Below are 21,226 nucleotides of genomic sequence, written 5' to 3'. Positions count from 1 at the left end.
GCTACTCCTCAACCTTTTTTTGTTTAGTCTTGGTCACTAAAATATAAAATACTGGCGTAAAGAGCAGGCCAAATACAGTCACGCCTATCATGCCTGAGAACACCGCATTACCCATAGCATGGCGCATTTCTGCTCCAGCACCTGTAGCAAAAACTAACGGTAGTACACCAGCCGTAAAGGCTATCGAAGTCATGAGTATTGGACGTAAACGCAGCTTACATGACTCAATAATAGCGTCAAAGTGAGATAAGCCTTGCTCGTTTTGATCCTTAGCAAACTCTACCATTAAAATAGCATTTTTCGAGGCCAGTGCGACCAGAACAATTAACGCAATTTGGGTGAAAATATTGTTGTCTGAACCAACGAGCCAAACACCTAACAAAGCAGAGAATATAGTCATGGGTACAATGAGAATAATGGCTAAAGGTAAACGCAAACTTTCATATTGTGCAGCTAAAACCATAAAGACTAAAAGCACCACTAGCGGAAAAACATACACCATAGTGTTGCCGGCTAATATTTGTTGGTAAGTCACTTCTGTCCATTCATAAGCAATACCTTTGGGTAGGGTATTGGCCAATATACCTTCTATTGCCGTTTGTGCTTGGTCTGAACTATAACCAGGGGCAGGGCTACCATTAAGCTCAGCACTTGGGTAACCATTGTAATGCATTACACGGTCTGGACCTGTTGTTGGCGTTACGGTTAAAACAGAACCTAACGGCACCATATCACCATGGCGATTGCGCACTTTGAGGTTTAATATTTGTTCAGGGTCTTGGCGAAACTCAGCTTCTGCTTGCGCTTTTACTTGATAAGTACGACCAAACATATTGAAGTCATTGACATAAACTGAGCCTAAATAGACTTGCAGGGCATTAAAGACTTCATCAAGTGGAATTCCTTGTATTAAGGCTTGTTCACGGTCGATATCTATATCCATTTGTGGAACTTGAATTCTAAAACTTGAAAACAGTCCTACCAATGCAGGGTCTTGTCTTGCTTTGTCAATAACTGCCTGTAAGCTATTAAATAACACTTCAAAGCCTTTGTTACCACGGTCTTCAATTTGTAACTTAAAGCCGCCGGTTGTACCTAAACCTTGGATTGGTGGTGGTGTAAATACCGCAACAAAAGCTTCATCTATGGCTGTAAAACGTTGGTTTAATTGCGCTGCAATTGCCATAGCTGATTTACTATCATCAGTTCGCAGAGAAAAAGCATCTAAAGGAAGAAAAACAATCGCACTATTAGGACTATTAGTAAAACCATTGATCGACAAGCCAGGAAAAGCAACAGTATGAGCAACACCTGGTATATCTAGAGCAATTTTTTCCATTTCTCTAACCACCGCATGGGTACGGTCAAGACTTGCTGCGTCAGGTAATTGAGCAATAGCGATAAGATATTGTTTATCCTGTGCTGGAATAAAGCCACCGGGCACACTGCTAAATAACTGTACCGTTCCACCCAAGAGTGCGATATAGGCAACAATAACGATAACACTCATACGCATTAATTTTTTAACCAGCTTCTGATAACCATGGCTACCACGTTCAAAAACACGGTTAAAAGGCGCGAATAACCAACGGCCAAAAAGTTTATTAAGTAGGCGTGTTAATCGGTCTGGTTTACTATCGTGTGATTTTAATAACAATGCCGCCAATGCTGGCGATAACGTTAAAGAGTTAAAGGCCGATATTATCGTTGATATCGTAATAGTTAAGGCAAATTGTTTATAAAATTGCCCCGATAGGCCACTAATAAATGCCGTTGGTATAAATACCGCACTTAATACTAAGGCGATAGCGATAATAGGTCCGGTGACTTCTGTCATGGCAACGCGTGTTGCTTCTAAAGGGCTTAGCCCTTTTTCGATGTTACGCTCGACATTCTCAACGACAACAATAGCGTCATCGACGACAATACCTATTGCCAGTACTAAACCAAAAAGTGATAGGGTGTTAATTGAAACGCCAAGTAATTGCATTACCGCAAAGGTACCAATTAACGACACGGGTACGGCAATTAACGGGATAATTGAAGCACGCCATGTTTGTAAAAATAGTATTACCACAATCACAACTAAAACAATGGCTTCAATTAAGGTCGTTATTACTGCATCGATAGAGTCACGGACGAAAATAGTGGGATCGTAAACTATGTCGTATTCGACACCAGCAGGGAAGTCTTCAGATAATAACGCCATAGTTGCCCGTACTTGATCTGATAACTCAATAGCATTAGAACCAGGTCGTTGAAAAATAGGCATAGCTAAAGCAGGTTGCCCGTCTAACATGGCACGCAAGGCATAAGTATTTTGTCCTAGGTCAACACGAGCGACATCTTTTAATCGAGTAAGCTGGCCTTGTTCGCCGACTTTAATAATAACTTGTTCAAACTCTTCAATGTTATCAAGACGGCCTTTTACATTGAGTAATACTTGAAATTCACTGTCGTTAGCAGCAGGTTGAGAGCCTAAACTACCGGCAGCAACTTGTTGGTTTTGCTCACGTAATGCATTAATAACATCGGTTGCGGTTAATTCACGCGCAGCTAATGCATCTGGGTTAAGCCAAACGCGCATCGAATATTGACCACCACCAAATAATTTTATATCACCAACGCCGGGTAAGCGGGAGATTTTATCTTTAACGTAGAGATCGGCGTAGTTAGATAAATATGCGATATCATGGCTTTCTTGGGGTGAATATAAATGTACCACCATAGCTAAATCAGGCGATGATTTTTCTGCAACCACACCCAGACGTTGCACTTCTTCTGGTAAGCGAGATAATGCACTATTAACGCTATTTTGTACTTGTACTTGCGCGCGATCTAGATCAGTTCCAAGAGCAAACGTCACCGTTAAGGTCATACGACCATCGCCAGTGGCTTGTGAAAACATGTATAGCATGTTTTCAGTGCCGTTGATTTCTTGCTCAAGTGGGGTTGCCACTGTTTGTGCAATAACCGAAGGGTTTGCCCCTGGGTAATTTGCCGTAACCACCACGGTTGGTGGCACAACACCAGGGTATTCACTAACGGGTAGTTGAAAAAGTGAAAGTCCACCAGCAAGCAGAATGACAAATGACAAGACAGCTGCAAATATCGGGCGTTGTATAAAAAAATGTGAAAAGTTCATGGTTAACTCTTATTCTTCTGACGTTAGTTTTGCCGTTAAACTGGCATCAGCAACAGGTGATAAAGTAAAGGCAATACCAGCACTATCAATGGTGACATTATTAGGTGCGACAGGCATGCCTGGACCTACGCGGGCAGGACCATTAACAGCAATAACATCCGTTGCTTTTAGCCCAGAAGTAATCGCCTGTAAACTGCCGTAACGCTCACCCAATTTAACCAGCTTATATTGCAAAATATTATTTTCACCAACAGTTAAAACAAAATTATTTTTTAAGTCGGTACCAATAGCGCGTGAAGGCACGATAATTTTTTCGGTAATGGCATTTGCAGCCAACTTGATGCGCGCAAAAGAGCCTGCACGGAGTTGGTTTTTCTCTTCATTAAATACCGCTCTTACCCGCAATGTGCCGGTTGCCGAATTTATTTGGTTATCAATAAAATCAATATAGCCTTGGTAAGCAAACTCACTTTGTCCTACTTTTTGCATCATGACTTTTTGCTGATCGGAGGCACTAATATTAGCAAAATCGCTATTCCAAGTGCGCTCATCAATGTCAAAGTAAGCAAACATCGCTTGGTTAGAAACAATCGTTGTTAGCACACTTTGTCCGGCGATAATGTTATTGCCTTTGGTAATGTTGGCGCGAGAAATAATACCGTCGATAGGTGAACGAATAGCGGTAAATTCTAAATCAAGTTGTGCTGCTGTTAATTGTGCTTGTAATGCGGCGAGTTGTGCTTCGCGCTGACGTAATGTTGACGTGCGAGACTCTGCTTGTTCAGTGGATATCGCTTTTCGTTGAGTTAAACGTATTGCACGTTCTTCTTCACTTTTGGCTTGATCAAATGCAGCTTTTGCACTGTTAACTTGTGCTTGAAGGCTAGCAACAATAGCTAAAAAGGGTCGATCATCTAGTTTAAACAGTAGGTCGCCCGTTTTAATTTGCTGACCCTCATCAAAAGCAATCGACTCTATTACCCCTGAAACACGTGGTTTCAAAGCAACTTGCTCAGGTGCTTCTAAGTGGGTGGTATAGGTGTGCCAATTTTGTACAGATTTGACTAGCACTTCTGCCACATCAATCGACTGTAGTTGTTGCTGCTGTGTTTTTTGACTAGGCGCTTCTGAGCAACCTAATAAAGTTAAGCTTGCCATAGCAATAGCTACTGCGATTAAATGTTTATTCATAATAAGACCTCTTTTAATTTGAGCGCAATTTTACGTAACAAACCTGTTGATAAAAACCATAGATTTTGCATTTGATTAGTGCCAAAATAGCACCAATAGAATTGTGATGGTAATAAAGTATGGATACGACTAGCCGATTATTGATGTTGCTTGAAGTGGTTGAACAAGGTTCTTTTATTAAAGCGGCTGAGGTACGTAATATTGACCGTTCGGTTATTTCTAAACAGCTCAGCCGCCTTGAGGAACAATTAGGCGTTAGATTACTTAATCGCACTACACGCTCATTTTCCTTAACGGCTGCTGGCGCTGAGATGGTTAAAAAAGCAGCTGAACTTAGAGAGTTACTGGGCGAAACAGTACGAATGGCTGAAAATTATCATTTGGAGCCCCAAGGAGTCCTCAAAATAACGTCTTCTACCTTATTTGGGAAACGTTACTTACAGCCAGTCATTAACGATTTTCAAATGCGCTTTCCGCAGGTTGAAGTAGAATTGCGTTTAGATGATCGTGTTATTGATATTGTCTCAGAAGGGTTTGACCTTGCGTTTCGTATCGGTGAGCCCAAAGATTCGTCGTTAATTGCTCGTAAAATAGCGCGTAATCGTTTGTTAATTTTAGCGACCCCGACATTTATTGCTAATTATGGTTTACCTCAAACTATCGAAGATTTAACGCAATTACCGGCGGCAAGTTACGCTAGCACCTCGTTTAAAGTCGAAGGTGTTCGCTACTATGATAAAAATGGTGAAGCCAAGGAACAAAAACTCAATAGTATTTTTAGGGCAAACGATGCCGAAGTTTTATTGATGAAAACATTATCAGGTAGCGCGTTTTTTGTTGCGCCAGCTTTCGTACTTGATAACGAAGTGAAAGATGGTCGTTTAGTACCTTTATTGACCGACGTTAGATTAATGGAGTATGGCGCTATCTATGCAGTATATCCACATCGCGATCTACCCGTTAGAACGCGATTATTTTTTGATGCGGTTCGTGAGTATTTAGGAAAAGAAATACCTATTTGGGAACGGGCTATTCCTAACTTTGAACAGTTATATACCCGGTAGATATTTGTCTGTGCTATTAAATATTAACCCGCCAATTTTACTCGTTTTATTTGCTTGTTTACCTCAGTTAAATTACCTGTCTTAAGCCAAATTCTTGCGCCAGCACTACCAGCGGTTACCGTTAAGGTATCGCCTAATGGCAAACGTACCCAACTATGCTTTTGTAATAAATCACTGGGTGTTTGTAACTCCCCTGATAACACTAAAACTTCAGCCCCTTGAGTCGCGACAATATTCATTACTGCGCTCGGTTCAAAAGATAAAATAGCGACCTCTTCAATGGTATCTTGGTGTAGTGGGATAATTGAAACGCCTAGTATTTTTGTCGGTGTTGCAGACATTTGCTGTGTTTGTAAACAAACATGGCTTCTATCTTCTGGCTGAAATTGCCAAAGTTTTACAAAAATAATACAGCCTTCATCAGAACGAGGTGTATGAGAAGATTGTGGTGGGTTTCTAATATATGAGCCGACAGGGTAGTCGCCGTGTTCATCTTGAAATACACCTTCAAGTACAATAAATTCTTCACCACCGGTGTGAACGTGGGCAGAAAACTTGCTTCCTTTTGCGTATCTTACTATCGATGTTGCTCTGGCCACTTCACCGCCTACTCGGTCTAACGGTCTTCTGTCTACGCCAGGCATAGGTGAAGCTAACCATGCTAATGAGGTACTGTGCACGATAGCTCTTTGTTCAAAGTTAGCTAAAATTTCCATAATCAATCCTATTTTAAAACAGTAAGGGTGAAAGTGAGTCATTTTACATTTAGTAAAAACCTTCATGTAAAATGACTAACAGTCATTTTTTATTTAACGCTTGGACGTTCAGCAACCTTAGCACGCCAATTGAGTAAATGTGTGTATTCGTCGGGTACGGCTATTTTTGCAAAGTCAGCAAAACCAAGACCGGCAAACAGGGTAATATCAGCGACAGTAAAAGCTTCACCTGCGACATAAGTCTGGTTGCTTAAAACAGTGTTAAAGTATTTAAAACCAGCAAGTGCTTTCTCGCCTTGTTTCTTACCCCATTCTTTATTTTGATATGTTTCAAGTTCAGGTCCTAGGCCGTCGGTAGCATGATGAAAATAAGTAGCGACAGCATCAAGTACCATTAATTCAGCTCTTCGTTGCATCATGCTAATAACGGCACGCGATTTTGCCGTTGACCCTGTTAACGATATCCCCTCAAAAGTGTGGTCGATATATTCAATAATAGCAGAACATTCAGCGATGTAAGTTCCATCATCTAATGCCAATACGGGTACGCTGGCTAAGGGGTTCATAGCGATGAAAGCGTCACTTCGATGTTCTTTGTTCATCACATCAACAGCAATAAAAGTGACCTTGTCAGAGGCGTTTTTCTCTGCTAACGCCATGCGGACACGCAATGGGTTAGGAAAACCTTCTATATCATATATTTTCATTTTATATTTCCAATTAATTTGGTTATCGTTGTTTACTTGACTACCTACTGGTAGGTAGTCTGCGTATTTTTAATTATATTGTCAAATTTTATTTAAAACTCAAGTCTTCTAAAAAATTAAAGTTGCTTTTACAGGTCGAGCTAGTTAATATTTATCTATCAGTAGATAGTTTTTTTTAAAGTTTACATATGAATAATAAACGTGTGATTATTGTCGGTGGGGGATTAGCGGGTTTATATACCGCTTATCAACTAGAACAGTTGAATATTCCTTATCTTCTTTTTGAAGCAAAAGATGTTTTTGGTGGCCGTATATATAGCGAGCAACCGAAAGTGTATGATGAAAATGAACCATTACATGATTTAGGTCCGACGTGGATATTTCCGCATCATCACCAGATGAAAGCACTAGTGGCTGACTTGCAAACACATTTATTTGACCAACATATTGAAGGTGCGGTTGTTTATCATGCGGATCAGCATACTCAGCCGCAAATTATTGAAAATGGTCAAGGGCCACTTTTACATCGTTTAGCTGGCGGATTATACAAGCTCATTTTAGCTTTACAGGCTAAGCTATCTAAAGATAACTATCAGCTTAGTTGTCAAGTCGAGCAATTAACAAAAGTGCACGATAGCTGGCAAGTGACAGTAAAAAATACTAAAGATGACTCGACATCTATTTTTGAAACCGACCATTTAGTTTTAGCTTTACCGCCGCGGATCATTAATGAATTTTTAACACCCGTTCATTGGGCAAGCAAAGCTTTAACCGCAGCCCTTGTCGCTGTGCCGACTTGGATGGCAAGCCAAGCTAAGTTTATTGCAACTTATGAAGAGGCTTTTTGGCGAACGAAAGGCTTAGCAGGGCAAGCCTTTAGCCGTGTTGGACCTATGATAGAAATTCATGATGCCTCGGCACAAGTACAGCAAGATTTCGCTTTATTTGGTTTTATTGGGCTTTCGCCACAAGCGATAGAAGGTTTATCTGTAGAACGGGTTAAAGCTTTGTGCATTAATCAACTGAGCTTATTATTTGGTGATGAGGCCCAGCAATACTCACAGTGTTATTTAAAAAGCTGGGGTAATGATCATTATGTTGCCGTTGAAAAAGACAGAGTGGAGCCACCAAATCATCCTTATTTTAATATGAAGGGGTTTGCTGGCGAATTATCCTCATTAAATTTATATTTAGCCGGTAGCGAATTTGCTCAGCAAGAAGCCGGTTACCTTGAAGGCGCATTATTTGCCGCAAATACAACCATTAGGTCATTAAAAAAAGAATTTAATGACCTTAACTAGAGAGAAAATATAATGAGTAAAAGTTCTTATGCTTTATATCACAAGGTTCATTGTCCATATTGCCGACAAGTCATTGCCGCAATGAAAACTAGCAATGTTACGCTTGAATTACGTGACACAGAGAAAAATTTAGCCTTTAATAAAGAGTTAATCGAACAAGGGGGAAAGAAACAGGTACCTTGTTTAAAAATTACAGAAAATGGTCAAGAATCTTGGCTGTATGAATCTGGAGATATTATTAACTATTTGAATAAAATAGCCTAGTCATTGATAATGGATGAAATTATTAAATTTATTTAATAATTTCATCATTTACTTCACCTTCAAATAGCATTTATTTATGAATAAAAAATCTCAAATACTCAAATTAGCTGAAAATAAAGTAAGATCTGGTGGCTATGGTAATTTTAGCTTTAGGGAACTGGCTGATGAAATTGGCATTAAAAGCTCAAGTGTTCATTACTATTTTCGTACAAAAGCTGATTTAGGTGCCGCACTAGCACACCAGTACGTAGATGATTTTTTAGCGTTATTAGATGCTGAAAAAGCAAAATTAAAGGGCCGTAGTGCGATTAATCTCTATATTAATGCTTTTAAAACGGCATTAGAAAAAGACAATCAAATGTGTTTATGTGGCTTGTTAGGCGCACAGTCAGATGCACTGCCAGAGCAAGTCAACATAGAAATAAAACGCTTTTTTGAATTAAACATCGCATGGTTACAACAAGTCTATATTGAAGAAAAAGGTTTAGCAGTAGACATTGCCAAAACTAAAGCTATTCAGTTATTAGCTACTTTAGAAGGGATGATGATTTTAGCAAAAGTGTTAGACGATACAACGGCTTTTGACAGCCTTAATGATTATATCAATGAGGACATTTAATCGAGTCTATTGATGATAGTGTTACTTGCCAATCATCATATTTAGCTGATCATTTCTTTACTTTAAAGTACAGAAAAATAGTGAGGCTAGGTAGTAGAGCATAGTTAAGGAGGTTCTTAAAAATATAAAAAATGCCATTAAATATAGAGGCATTTTTACAACACTCTTTTTATCGAGGTAACAACGGCTAAGGGACTGCCAAATGATTAACACTCTTTTCATCTAAACTTTCTTGCCACGTTTCTGGCATTTTCTCCATAATTCGCACTAATAATTGCTTAGCCACTGCCTTATCTTCTAATTGCTCTGATGAGTGTGACAATATTGTTGCCCATAAATAGCTTTTTGCTAAAAGCTTATCTTTATTGATTTGTGCTTTGTTAAAGACTTGCCAATACAATAAAGCGGTTGGCATATAAGCTTTTTTGTATTTTCCTAATGCCGCGATTTCATACCAGTGCAAAGCCTCTTTCTCGTCAACATTCATGCCAATTCCTTTATCATAAAATTGTGCTAACAGATAAGCTGAACTGGGCGATTTTTCACTCGCAACATGCTGTAGCCAGTTAAAAGCTTGTTGATAATCTTGCGGGAAATATTGACCATAAAAATACCACTGAGCAAGCTTGTTTTGTGCACTAATCGAGCCTTGCTGACCGGCCTCAAGGCAAAGCCGTTGCCCAGCCATTAAATCAACTTTAACACCATCACCGGAAAGTAATAATTCGCCAGCCTGGCATGCTCCTGACGGTATTCCTTGTTCAAACGCTTTTATAAACCAATGGTAAGCCAATTTTTTGTTTTGCTTAACTCCTTGTCCTTCAAAAAAGCATTGCCCCAATGATTGCATAGCGCCTGGCATATTATTTTTTGCTGCTTTTTGATACCATTGACAGGCGGTTGAACGGTTGGGGGTGATCCCCCAGCCTAGATCGTAAAATAACGCGACAGTAAATTGCGCAAGACCATTTTCTAAATTGGCTTGTTCTTTAAAGGCTATTAATGCGGCTTTATATTGCTGCTTTGCCAGTAATGCTTGGGCATTACTTAATGGGCCTGCCCAATCATCAACATTGTTGGCAAAAACAGGTGGTTTGAAGAGTATTAGTAGAATAAAAATAACAAGGCCGGTAGTTAATCGACCTTGAATTATTTGACCTTTAGATGATTTAGTCATATTAATTACGCGACGGGAAAATACCTTGTAAGGCAATTAACCAAGTGAGCGAAAGGTAAGGGCCGCGAATATTAAAGGCTTGACTACTCCCATTATTATTAACCACGGTATCAGATGTTGAACTTACCTCAACACCTAAACTTAATGCAATCGCATCAGCTCTCATATCGACATTAGGAGCACCATTACTATATATATTTTCCCTATTCGGACTATTTGATAAAACCGCATCCGTCGGTGAATTAGTTGTACTACTTGATGCTAATGCACGTAATGCTATTGTGGTAGCACTGGTATCGACAACATTGCTCGTTGTGGTTGTTGCGGTATGATTATGAGCCGGCATTTGTAAAATATTCAAGACATGAGTTTCTGACCCACCTCTTTGTCCTAAACGGTAATTACCAAGTCCGGGTCCTTGTCCCTGACCAATAGGAGAGCGGCCACGTAAATCGGGTAAGCCAAAAGTTGAACGACCATCGCCCCCAAAGGTTGTGCCAAGAATGGAAAATAACGCGGTATTACTTGAAATAGCCAGTAATTGCCCTTCAGCTTTTGCCCAACTTCGAATAGTAAAATTACCACCAAAAGCGCACATTCCACCCAAATATGGTTGAGAAGAGCAGGCCAATGCTTTCATCGGCATCGTGATAGCCGTGATACTAAATCCTAAAATGCAGCTTAATTTTATTACTTTTACAATGTTCATTTCTATTATCCTTAATTTGTAAAAAACCATTAATTATTTATTTTTCGCTTTACTTGTAATAGTGCCATCGCCATAAAAAACAGTATAAATGTGCTAGGCTCTGGCACTTGTGACGGTGGTTGTACCGCAGTTAAATTATCAGCAGATAAAATACTGATAAACGCGCTACTGCGCCCATTAAAAAAAGCATCATTGCTAAATGCCCCTCCATCCATTCTTACCAACGCTGAGAAGTTATTTGAAGCTCCTGCCGCCAACGTAATATCAAAAAGAAAGGTACCACTATCTGATAACGAAGCTCCATTGGTGCCGGGAAATGTGCTACCTAGTACATCACCTATTTCATCACCATTACGACGATCGGAGGTTAAATCAGAAGCGAATATTTCCTCGGCTAAGTCATCAAAGAGATTAACTTCTGAATTAACAAAAGCATCAGAGCCGTTATCAATAAAAGTACCATTACCTTGTGCATGGGCAGAGACTGAATAGGCTAATTCAAAAAATATTTGATAGGTATCTGTTGCCGAGCTATTGAGTAATGAAAAATCGATATCAAAGAAAAAATCAGGAACTTCACTTATTGCACCCGCAGTAGAAGACCCAATAGCACTAACACCAACGCCATCTCCAAAATCAGTCAATGTCCCTGCTAAAGGGGTGGCACCTGTTGGCGTGAGATTAGCAATAGAGGTAAGTGTCGTGCCGCCGCCAATAACAAGTGACATATTGGCACTTTGACTGGCGTTACCTGTAGTAGAAGCTGAATAAGTGGTATCGAGTTCAGCGTTACCGGTAATAGAGATATCTAGCGGAATTAACCCCGCAGTAACTGTTGGTGCAATTAAACTAAAAGCACATAGAATAGAACAAAACCTGAGAACTTTACGCATCCGTGTAATCCTTTTTAAAGTGGTTGATGAGTCATATGCAAGGTTTAAACCCTTTTACTAATTGATTATAAAAACAACAGTTTGTAATGTGTAGCAAAATGACAAAAAGATAAAATGTAAAAAATACTGACATATTTATTGTTTTAAAATCGTTCTATAAAAATATTAGCCAATAAAATAAGTATCTTCTGAACCTTATGTGAATTTCATACGTATTTAGTTTAATTTAATCAATGTTGTATGCTTACTTTTTACTGAATTAGAAAGTATCGCTTTATTTTATTGTTTGATCAGGTGTTTAGTCTAACAACTCAATATTGAATGGGCTAAAAACACTCAGGAATAACAGTAGTGAACATTAATAGTTTTTCAATTATAAATAAAAAATGGGATTTATGTATGCCACTAATAATTAAAAATGGTTTTTTGGTGATTTTTAGTTCATTTTTGCTATCAGCCTGTAGTTTTAGTTTTATTTATAACCACTTAGACTGGTGGAGCAATTGGTATCTTGATGATTACGTTACCTTAAGCCAAGAACAGCAAAAAACATTTGATACGACATTTAATGAGCTGCATACATGGCACCGACGAACACAACTCAGTGAATATAGTCGGCAACTTATCACGCTAAAAGACCAAGTAAATCGCGGTATTACCGTAGAAGAAGTCGACGATCAATTAGTCATCATCAAACAGCATTGGCTTGCAGTGCGAGAGCAAGCAAAACCGGCACTGATATCGTTAGTTCATACCCTGAGTAGTCGCCAAAGAAAACAAGTTGTCGATGAAATTGCCAATAATAATGAAGAACGTCTCGACGACTATGATGAGTTATCTCAAGAGCAATGGCTTAACGAAACATGTATAGAACGACAAGACCAGTTCAAAAAATGGTTGGGGAAGTTAACTGAAAGTCAAAAAATTGAAGTATGTCAACTGACCAAAAGTTTAGCACCGACATTTAATCATAGAATGGATTATCGAATAAAATGGCACTCAGGTCTAAAACAGGTATTAGCCATGGGATTAGATAGACAAGAATATGAAGTGATGTTTACTGAACTTATTTCTGAACCAGAGTCATTAAAGTCAGAGCAACACAAAACATTATCTAAAAATAATAGTGATACCTCTGTAAAAATATTTCATATTATGATGAACAGCTTAACAGATAAACAATTGAATCGATTTAATAATAAACTTGATGATTTAATTGAGGACTTAAAAGAACTGGCTATAAACACTTAGCACCAAATCTTATTTTAAAGTACTTATATAAGACAACTTTGCGTTGACGTTGTTATTTTCCCTCGTGTTTAATTTTAATTATCTCTTCTTGGTTGTACCCGCCTGAAAATAAAACTATTTTTTCACATGAAAAGTAAACTTAATCTTAGTTTTATCGTATAACATATATTAATTTATACATATCACCGGTAGTAAGTGCGATTAACGTGCAGACACCAGCAAAAATAATTTAAGAGAGTGCTAAATGAACGATATTAATTCACCACAAAAACCGGTGGAAGTGACCCAAAAACCTGTTGTTTGGGGAATACATTTGATTGTAACCATCGTGATTTTTGCTATTGCTTTTGCAATTATTTCAGCGATGTTTGCTAGTAAACCTACTCCACGTAAATGGGGAGGAGGACCGCCGGCTTCTGTTGGTGTTGAAACAGTACAACTAACGGCTACGGATTACCCTGTTTGGATTGAATCTTACGGCTCAGCTGAGCCTTTAACTAGAACGCAATTAGTTTCAGATGTCAGTGGGCGTGTTATTGAGGTCGCTAATAATATTCGTGCAGGAGCATCATTTAAAGCGGGTGATGTTTTACTGGCGATCGACCCTCGTGATTATCAGATAGAAGTTGATGTTGCAAAATCAACGGTCGCTAATGCTTGGGTAAAATACAAAGAAGAGTTGGCTCAAGCAGATGTCGCTGAGCGCGACTGGAATGTTAGACCCGGTAGTAAAGCGGGTCGCGATTTAGCACTTCGCATTCCACAAGTTGCGGCTGCACTCGCTTCTTATGACGCATCTAAAGCGCAATTGGCGAAAGCCAAACTCAACCTTGAGAGAACTCAAGTTAAAGCCCCCTTTGACGGAAAAATTTTGAAGCAAATGGTTGATTTAGGGCAAGTTGTTAATCCTTCTCAAACTATTGCTGAGATATATTCCACTGATTATATTGAAGTAAGATTACCGGTAAAAGCCCAAGACCTAGCGCACATCTACTTACCCGATGAATACAATGCACCAGGCAACGAGCCTACAGACAACAAGGAACATCAATCTGTTGTTCTTTTTGAAGGTGAGTTAGGGGGGGAAACTTATACGTGGAAAGGTAAATTAGTACGTAGCGAAGGAGCTTTTGATTCATCTACTCGTATGCTTTACGTTGTTGCCAAGCTCGATAATCCTTTTGTTAGCTCTCCACAACTCCCCGCATTACGTGTTGGGCAGTTTTTAAGAGCAAAGATTGAAGGCACACAATTGAAGAATGTCTATGCTATTCCAAGAAGAGCAGTAAGTCAGAATAATATGATTGCGGTTGCAGAAGATGGTTTATTGCAAAAACGTGCTATTGAACCTTTGTGGACAGATGTTGAGTCTGTCGTTATTTCGGCTTCTTCACTTGCTGGCGATATTTATAATTATGCTGGCGCTATTGACTCTACCGATAAGCTTATTTTAACGCCAACGGCCAATTTAGCCGCGGGTACCCGAGTTAAATCATTGAATGACATTAATTCGACAACCAATGAAGAATTAGCTAAAAAGAAAATGACAACACCTGCAAGGAATCAAGAGATACAAGACAGTGATAGTGAAAAGCAAGAAGGTTTACCGGCTTTAAAAAAATCCCCAAGTAATTCATCCACTTCGACTACGGACTAGGAACTCATTATGCATGGTTTAATCGCTTGGTTTGCTCGTAATGACGTCGCTGCTAATCTTCTTATGGTGGTCATCGTTGCTGTTGGACTTTATAGTTTGTCTAACAAAATCCCTGTAGATTTATTTCCTGAATTTGAAATAAATACTGTACAAGTTAGTGCTGTTTTACCTGGCGCTTCACCACAAGAGGTTGAAGAAGGTTTAACCATAAGAGTGGAGGAAGCGATTCAAGATATCGAAGGCATTCGTGAAATGACTTCGCGCTCTAATGAAGGCAGTTCAACCGTGACTGTTGAAGTAGAAGATGGTTTCGACGTTAGAGAAGTTCTCGACGAAATGAAAGTTCGCGTAGATGCGATTAATAATTTCCCTGTTGAAGCTGAACGTCCTTTGGTGACGATGCCTAAGCGTATGCGTGACGCCATTGGTGTGGTGATGTATGGCGATTATGACAGCTTAACATTACGGCGCTTTGCTGAAGATGTTCGAGATGAAATAGCTTCGTTGCCTGGGGTTACTCAAGTCAGTGTTGATAACTCTCTGCGTTTTGAAATATCGATTGAAATACCTGAATGGTCATTAAGAAAATATGATATTACCTTAGAGCAGGTTGCCGACGCTTTACGACGTAACTCTACAGATGTATCCGCCGGTAATTTGAAAACTGAAGGCGGAGATATTTTTATCCGCAGTATTGGTCAAGCTTATAAAGCAAGTGACTTTAGCCAGCTACCGATATTAACTGATAAAGATGGTACATTAATCCGTTTAGGTGATATTGCTGTTTTACGTGATGAATTTGAAGAAACCCCCTTGAGAACAAGATTTAACGGTATACCCGCAATAGAGGTAGAGGTCTTTCGCGTTGGTGATCAAAGTATTATCGAAGTAACCGATGCCGTTAAAAATTATATCGCAGGTAAACAACAAGCATTACCGGTAGGGTTAACGATGACTTACTGGCGCGATCGCAGTAAATCGATAAAAGCACGTTTAGCTACGCTTACTACAAGCGCTTGGCAAGGTGCGCTATTAGTTATTCTTCTCTTAGCTTTATTTTTACGACCCGCCGTTGCATTTTGGGTGTGTCTTGGCATTCCAATGTCATTTATGGGCGCATTTATATTGATGCCATTTTTTGGTATATCTTTGAATTTAATGAGCCTATTTGCTTTTATTTTGGTGCTAGGTATTGTTGTCGATGATGCTATTGTTACGGGGGAAAATGTTTACGAACATATGCAACGCGGTACTGATCCCCTTACCGCTGCCATTAGAGGTACTCAAGAAGTTGCCGTACCGGTTACCTTTGGTATTTTAACGACTGTTGCAGCCTTTATACCCCTGGCTTTACTTGAAGGACGAGGCAGTTGGTACCAGAGTATTCCTTACGTTATTGTGCCGGTTTTACTCTTTTCATTGATCGAGTCTAAATTGGTATTACCCGCGCATCTTAAACATATTAAACCGCGAACAGGCGCGCCATCGCGGCTAACACGTATTCAAATGGCAATATCTACCTCTTTAGAGACGTTTATTGCTAAATTTTATCAACCAACATTAGCATTAGCGCTGCGCTGGCGTTACGCGACGCTGGCAATTATGTTGTCGTCACTTTTTATAGTCATTGGTGCGCTTTCAAGCGGACAAACAAAATTTGTATTTTTCCCTCGTGTGCAAAGTGAAGTAGCAACAGCAACACTAACAATGCCAACAGGTACCGCCTTTGAAAGTACCGATCGTATTGTTCAACATATGACTACGCAAGCAAAGTTATTACAAGAGAAATATATTGATCCCGAATCTGGTGAGTCTATTATTAAGAATATTTATTCTATTAGTGGTGGACGTAATTCAAGTACGGGACGTGTTCGTGTCGAAACAATCCCTCCAGAAGACCGCAGCACAGATATTGGCACGCAACAGATAGTTGCAGAATGGCGTAAAATGGTTGGACAAGTCGCTGGCGCTGAACAGTTAAATTATCGAGCTGAGATTGGTTGGAATAGACCCGCTATTAATATCGAATTGCGTGGCAAGAATGCTAATGATTTAGCTGAGCTAGGCGATAAATTCAAAAGTAAATTAACGCAGTACTCAGCAGTTTCAGATGTTGAAGACTCAATGTCTGATGGCAAAGAAGAACTACAATTAAAACTTAAGCCCGAAGCAACGTTACTTGGACTTAATTTAAATATGGTTGCAAGACAAGTTCGTCAAGCAGTCTACGGTTTTGAAGTTCAGCGTATTCAACGTGGGCGTGAAGAAGTGCGAGTTATGGTGCGCTATCCTATTGCTGCTCGACAGTCGATTGAGACGTTAGAGCAGATGATGATAAGAGTCGAAGCCGGTCAAGAAGTTCCGCTATGGCAGATTGCTGATATAGTGCCTGGATTAAGTCCTTCGAGTATTTTACGCATTGATCGACAGCGAACACTTTCTATTACGGCTGACTTTAACAAAGAGCAAGGTAATTTGTCTGCGGTACAGGAAGAGTTAGAAGAATTTTTACAACAATCGATAAGTACGTATCCAGGCATGAATTATGAAATGGCTGGTGAAGCTAGAGATCAAAAAGAGTCTTCCCAAGAACTGAAATTTGGTATGTTTGGCTTGTTATTGGTGATTTATATCCTACTTGCTATTCCGTTTAAAAGTTATTCTCAGCCTTTAGTGGTGATGATGGTTATTCCTTTTGGCATTGTCGGTGCGGTTATAGGTCACTGGATAATGGGCATGGATTTAACCTTATTGAGTCTGATGGGGGTCTTAGCGTTATCGGGTGTGGTGGTTAACGATTCACTGGTCCTGGTCGACTATATTAACAAAAAGCGTGCTGAGGGGAGTGCTGTTTTTGAGGCTGTTTATGCCGCAGGTGGTCGTCGCTTTAGGCCGGTTTTACTGACATCATTAACAACGTTTGCTGGTTTAATGCCACTTTTATTTGAAAAGAGTACTCAAGCACAGTTCTTAATTCCGATGGCAGTAAGTCTGGGATTTGGTATTTTATTTGCGACAATCATTACATTGTTTTTAGTGCCGATAAATTATTTGATTATGGAAGATATCAAACGCTATTTCGCTCGTTATAAAAATGACATGCGTTGGTTAATACGTAAAGGCGTTGATAAAGGAAAATCGTCATAACGTCAGCCGTTAAACGCTTAACTATGTTGTTGGAATAACACTAAAAAATTGCCAACCTTTCATTAGGTTGGCAATTTTTTTATTTATCATAAAAATTTAACTTCACTATTATCTGCAGTGCTGATTTCTTCAAATTTTATTAAAAATATGCTCAGTAGAGTAAACTGTTTACTTAAAATAACGCTTTGGCTACAATATTTCATCAAGGTTAGCTGTAATACTGATATTTATTAAAATATTCCTTGACCAATCATCCCCCTCAACCCACTCTTTGCCCACGAATTTATTCAAATGTAGAGATTTAATTAGTGAGCCAAGAACTAATGTACGACAAAAATAGCATTATCATTATTATTACCCTTTTTATTTTGATGTTAATTATTAACCAAATAGGCTACAGCTTCGGTTTACGTAATAAAGACGCAGAAAACACCGAGATGAAAAGTCAATCGACGGCTATTCAAGCCGGTATTCTTGGTTTATTGGCTTTGCTGCTGGGTTTCACGTTTAATATGTCGCTGCAACGGTATGATGGACGAAGCAGCGCGGTTATTGAAGAAGCGGGCGCTATTTCAAGAGTAGCCATGCAAGCAAAACTATTGAGTGGTAAAGTAAAAGATGACGTTTTTGATGAATTAGAGTCTTATCTAGCACTACGTATTTCACTGAGCCAAATAGATTTGAGCAATGCAGAGCAACGTATGGCTGTAAACAAAAAGGTCAGTAAATCACAAGCGAAACTGATTGAATTAGCACAACAAGAATTAGAAAGTCCAAGATCACTGTTAATTGCCAATGGCTTTTATCAGTCATTGTCCAGCATGATTCAAATTGAAAACAAACGATCGGCTATGCTTAGACTCCATGTGCCCGAACCAGTATTGTTTTTGTTGTTTAGTGTTTTTGTTACTGTTGGCGGCATGCTTGGTTACAATAGCGGGTTAGGGAAGAAGCGCCCCGCATTTCCCACGATATTACTATTCACCTTAATCATCTTGGTGGTCTTTATTATCATTGATTTAGATAGACCTAAGCGCGGTATTATCCAAGTAAACCAAGATAGCCTGCATGATGCGGTTATGACCCTTCAAGATTATAAAACTGAATAATGTTAACGTTTATTTAAGCTAGGGATAATAAAATTTAATAGCTATTTTTGGTCATTTAATAATGAATAGCTATTAGATATTCCCCTTTAAAAGGACAAAACACCTAAGGTTTCGGCTACAACCTCACCTTATATTTGCTCGAAAATATAGATACTAGTCCTGTCGATACTAGCCTACCTAGCTAAGCGCTTTATAGGGACAATAAAGACTATAAAAGTCGATAACGACCAAGCTATTAAAGTTTTTTTATTTAAAAACATCGTCTTGCAAACTTCCTCTTGATTTTTCCTCAATATATTCCCCGATCATTTGTCGAGCTTTCTAAGACGCATTAACACCATCTAATGCAGCCAGTTTTTCAAAGTTCGCCTTTTTATGATCAATGAATACCGTAAGTCTGACTGTTGTTTTTACCACCTTTAATGTTTGTATAGCGACATGTTATTTTCATTATCATTTAATTAGAATTGTATTGTCTTTTAATTGGAATATAATTGTCGTTTTGTTGGCTGTCGTGTGAAATATTAACCGATAAATTACGCTTATATATTGATGATATTTACCCATATTTATTTTATGTAAGCAAGACATGCAGATAAAACCCCAACATACTTATATTATGGCTGTTTTTAATTTTCAGCCTTTAAAAGCGTTAGCCACAGGCTTTTTTTGATGGTGACCGTTGCCTTGTATTATCTTTGCCTACTCTGTCAAAGAAATATCTAATGCAGCGCTGCTCGCTGAGATAAAACGTTTTTTGACAAATTTTAAATTAACTCAGAGAAATATCGTGAAAAAATTAATAACGACTGTATTGCTGCTCCTCTTTGCAACACCTGCTTTTGCCGCTGGAGCCGGTGAAATTGATCTCACTAACACTATTGCAGGATTTACTGCATTAACGATTTTTATTATCGCTTACCTACTGGTTATTAGTGAAGAGTTTCTTCATCTGAGAAAGTCAAAACCGGTATTGGTCGCGGCTGGTGTCATTTGGCTGATTATTGGTTGGATTTACACCCAACACGGCATTCCTAAAGCGGCAGAAGAAGCTTTTAATCATAATTTATTAGAATATGCTCAGTTATTATTATTTTTATTAGTCGCGATGACTTATATAAATGCGATGGAAGAGCGAGGGGTGTTCGATAGCTTACGGGTTTGGATGATTTCTAAAGGGTTAAGTTTACGCAGTTTGTTTTGGGTAACAGGCATGATGGCATTCGTTATTTCTTCATTTGCTAATAATCTAACGACGGCAATGTTGATGTGTGCCATTGTCCTTAAAGTGGCTCCTAAGGACCTTAAGTTTATTAACATTGCCTGTATCAATATAGTGGTAGCCTCTAATGCAGGCGGTGTGTTTAGTCCATTTGGGGATATAACCACTTTAATGATATGGCAGGCAGGCTTAGTTAAGTTTGAGCAATTTTTCGTACTATTTATACCTTCCCTGGTCAACTTTTTAGTCCCTGCTATTATTATGAGCTTTTTTATCTCTAATGAAAGATCAACACCTATAACCGATGAAGACTTCATGCTAAAACGTGGCGCGAAGCGAATTATTTTCTTATTTATACTCACCATAGCTACGTCAGTTGCCACCCATAGTGTTGTTAACATGCCACCCGTGTTAGGAATGATGATGGGCTTAGGTTACCTCAAGTTTTTAGGGTTTTATTTAAGAAGAAGCCTTCCTCGTTCATTAGATAAAAAACGTACCTTAGCAACTATCCGTCATGATGAAAAAGCCCTGAAAAGGTTAGGTAATATCGTTCCTTTTGATATTTTTGAAAAAATAGCTCGCGCAGAGTGGGATACCTTACTGTTTTTTTATGGGGTTGTTATGTGTGTTGGTGGCCTCGGTTTTATGGGCTATTTAAGTTTAGTATCAGACTTATTATATACCAACTGGGATCCGACCTATGCCAATATTGCTGTCGGCGTACTTTCAGCCATTATTGATAATATCCCTGTTGTTTTTGCTGTCTTAAGTATGAACCCCGTAATGGATTTACAGCAATGGTTATTAGTTACAATGACCGCTGGGGTAGGGGGAAGTTTACTGTCGGTTGGCTCTGCGGCGGGTGTTGCTTTAATGGGGCAAACGAAAGGCAAATACTCATTTGTTGGCCACCTTAAATGGAGTTGGGCTATCGCTTTAGGCTATAGCGCCAGTATCTATGTTCATTTTTTGATTAATGGCTAAGTAATCTGGAACACCTTTAATGTAACTGCGTTATATTAAAGGTGTTCTCTTAGGATATTCATCGACT

16 protein-coding genes are annotated in these 21,226 nt (G+C 39.0%); 9 read left to right on the top strand and 7 right to left on the bottom strand.

Features of this window, described 5'->3' with window-relative positions; translation table 11 throughout:
- Position 1: 1 nt before the first annotated feature.
- Both H4J56_RS14925 and H4J56_RS14920 read right to left on the bottom strand, forming a co-directional pair.
- Complete coding sequence (locus H4J56_RS14925) at positions 2-3,145, bottom strand: efflux RND transporter permease subunit (protein WP_182259536.1); 3,144 nt, start codon at positions 3,143-3,145, stop codon at positions 2-4.
- Positions 3,146-3,154: 9 nt separating this feature from the next.
- Positions 3,155-4,336, bottom strand: coding sequence for an efflux RND transporter periplasmic adaptor subunit (locus H4J56_RS14920; RefSeq protein ID WP_182175705.1), 1,182 nt, complete (start codon positions 4,334-4,336; stop codon positions 3,155-3,157).
- A 119-nt stretch (positions 4,337-4,455) separates the two neighbouring features.
- On the opposite strand from H4J56_RS14920, the gene H4J56_RS14915 reads away from it, so the two are divergent.
- A complete protein-coding gene (locus tag H4J56_RS14915; protein ID WP_182218253.1) occupies positions 4,456-5,400 on the top strand; it encodes a LysR family transcriptional regulator in 945 nt (314 codons plus the stop codon).
- 23 nt (positions 5,401-5,423) lie between these two features.
- Here H4J56_RS14915 and H4J56_RS14910 read toward each other — a convergent pair whose 3' ends face one another.
- Positions 5,424-6,116: a cupin domain-containing protein gene (locus H4J56_RS14910; protein WP_182251316.1), complete on the bottom strand. Its 693-nt coding sequence runs from the start codon at positions 6,114-6,116 to the stop codon at positions 5,424-5,426.
- A gap of 89 nt (positions 6,117-6,205) precedes the next feature.
- Entirely contained in the window at positions 6,206-6,823 is a 618-nt protein-coding gene (locus tag H4J56_RS14905; protein ID WP_182251317.1) for a glutathione S-transferase, read from the bottom strand.
- 188 nt (positions 6,824-7,011) lie between these two features.
- Between H4J56_RS14905 and H4J56_RS14900 the strand changes: the two genes are divergently transcribed.
- The 3 genes from H4J56_RS14900 to H4J56_RS14890 all read left to right on the top strand — a co-directional run bounded on the left by H4J56_RS14900 (position 7,012) and on the right by H4J56_RS14890 (position 9,007).
- A complete protein-coding gene (locus tag H4J56_RS14900; protein WP_182259535.1) occupies positions 7,012-8,124 on the top strand; it encodes an FAD-dependent oxidoreductase in 1,113 nt (370 codons plus the stop codon).
- A gap of 12 nt (positions 8,125-8,136) precedes the next feature.
- Complete coding sequence (locus H4J56_RS14895; protein WP_182218245.1) at positions 8,137-8,388, top strand: glutathione S-transferase N-terminal domain-containing protein; 252 nt, start codon at positions 8,137-8,139, stop codon at positions 8,386-8,388.
- 76 nt (positions 8,389-8,464) lie between these two features.
- On the top strand, positions 8,465-9,007 hold the full coding sequence (locus H4J56_RS14890; protein ID WP_182230632.1) for a TetR/AcrR family transcriptional regulator: 543 nt from the start codon (positions 8,465-8,467) through the stop codon (positions 9,005-9,007).
- Positions 9,008-9,194: 187 nt separating this feature from the next.
- On the opposite strand, the gene H4J56_RS14885 is transcribed toward H4J56_RS14890, so the two are convergent.
- Genes H4J56_RS14885 through H4J56_RS14875 form a run of 3 tightly spaced genes read right to left on the bottom strand, consistent with a single transcriptional unit; the run spans position 9,195 to position 11,786 of the window.
- Complete coding sequence (locus H4J56_RS14885; protein WP_182259534.1) at positions 9,195-10,184, bottom strand: tetratricopeptide repeat protein; 990 nt, start codon at positions 10,182-10,184, stop codon at positions 9,195-9,197.
- 1 nt (position 10,185) lies between these two features.
- Complete coding sequence (locus H4J56_RS14880) at positions 10,186-10,893, bottom strand: phage tail protein (protein ID WP_220465957.1); 708 nt, start codon at positions 10,891-10,893, stop codon at positions 10,186-10,188.
- Between the two features lie 29 nt (positions 10,894-10,922).
- Positions 10,923-11,786: a PEP-CTERM sorting domain-containing protein gene (locus tag H4J56_RS14875; protein ID WP_182259533.1), complete on the bottom strand. Its 864-nt coding sequence runs from the start codon at positions 11,784-11,786 to the stop codon at positions 10,923-10,925.
- A gap of 399 nt (positions 11,787-12,185) precedes the next feature.
- Between H4J56_RS14875 and H4J56_RS14870 the strand changes: the two genes are divergently transcribed.
- The 5 genes from H4J56_RS14870 to nhaD all read left to right on the top strand — a co-directional run bounded on the left by H4J56_RS14870 (position 12,186) and on the right by nhaD (position 21,159).
- Positions 12,186-13,037 carry a DUF6279 family lipoprotein gene (locus tag H4J56_RS14870; protein WP_182230629.1) on the top strand — a complete coding sequence of 284 codons (852 nt, stop codon included), beginning with the start codon at positions 12,186-12,188 and terminating at the stop codon, positions 13,035-13,037.
- Positions 13,038-13,281: 244 nt separating this feature from the next.
- Positions 13,282-14,694 (top strand): efflux RND transporter periplasmic adaptor subunit, encoded by a 1,413-nt coding sequence (locus tag H4J56_RS14865; RefSeq protein ID WP_182251321.1) that lies wholly within the window; start codon positions 13,282-13,284, stop codon positions 14,692-14,694.
- A 9-nt stretch (positions 14,695-14,703) separates the two neighbouring features.
- Positions 14,704-17,841 carry an efflux RND transporter permease subunit gene (locus H4J56_RS14860; RefSeq protein WP_182244270.1) on the top strand — a complete coding sequence of 1,046 codons (3,138 nt, stop codon included), beginning with the start codon at positions 14,704-14,706 and terminating at the stop codon, positions 17,839-17,841.
- A gap of 308 nt (positions 17,842-18,149) precedes the next feature.
- On the top strand, positions 18,150-18,950 hold the full coding sequence (locus tag H4J56_RS14855; RefSeq protein ID WP_182230627.1) for a hypothetical protein: 801 nt from the start codon (positions 18,150-18,152) through the stop codon (positions 18,948-18,950).
- Between the two features lie 787 nt (positions 18,951-19,737).
- A complete protein-coding gene (gene nhaD / locus H4J56_RS14850) occupies positions 19,738-21,159 on the top strand; it encodes a sodium:proton antiporter NhaD (RefSeq protein WP_310733551.1) in 1,422 nt (473 codons plus the stop codon).
- Positions 21,160-21,226 lie beyond the last annotated feature (67 nt).

This window comes from Colwellia sp. BRX8-4 (genome assembly GCF_014077345.1).
Lineage (GTDB): Bacteria > Pseudomonadota > Gammaproteobacteria > Enterobacterales > Alteromonadaceae > Colwellia_A.
Note: the sequence above shows the minus strand (reverse complement) of the source record. Positions and strands in the feature narration are given on the sequence as shown.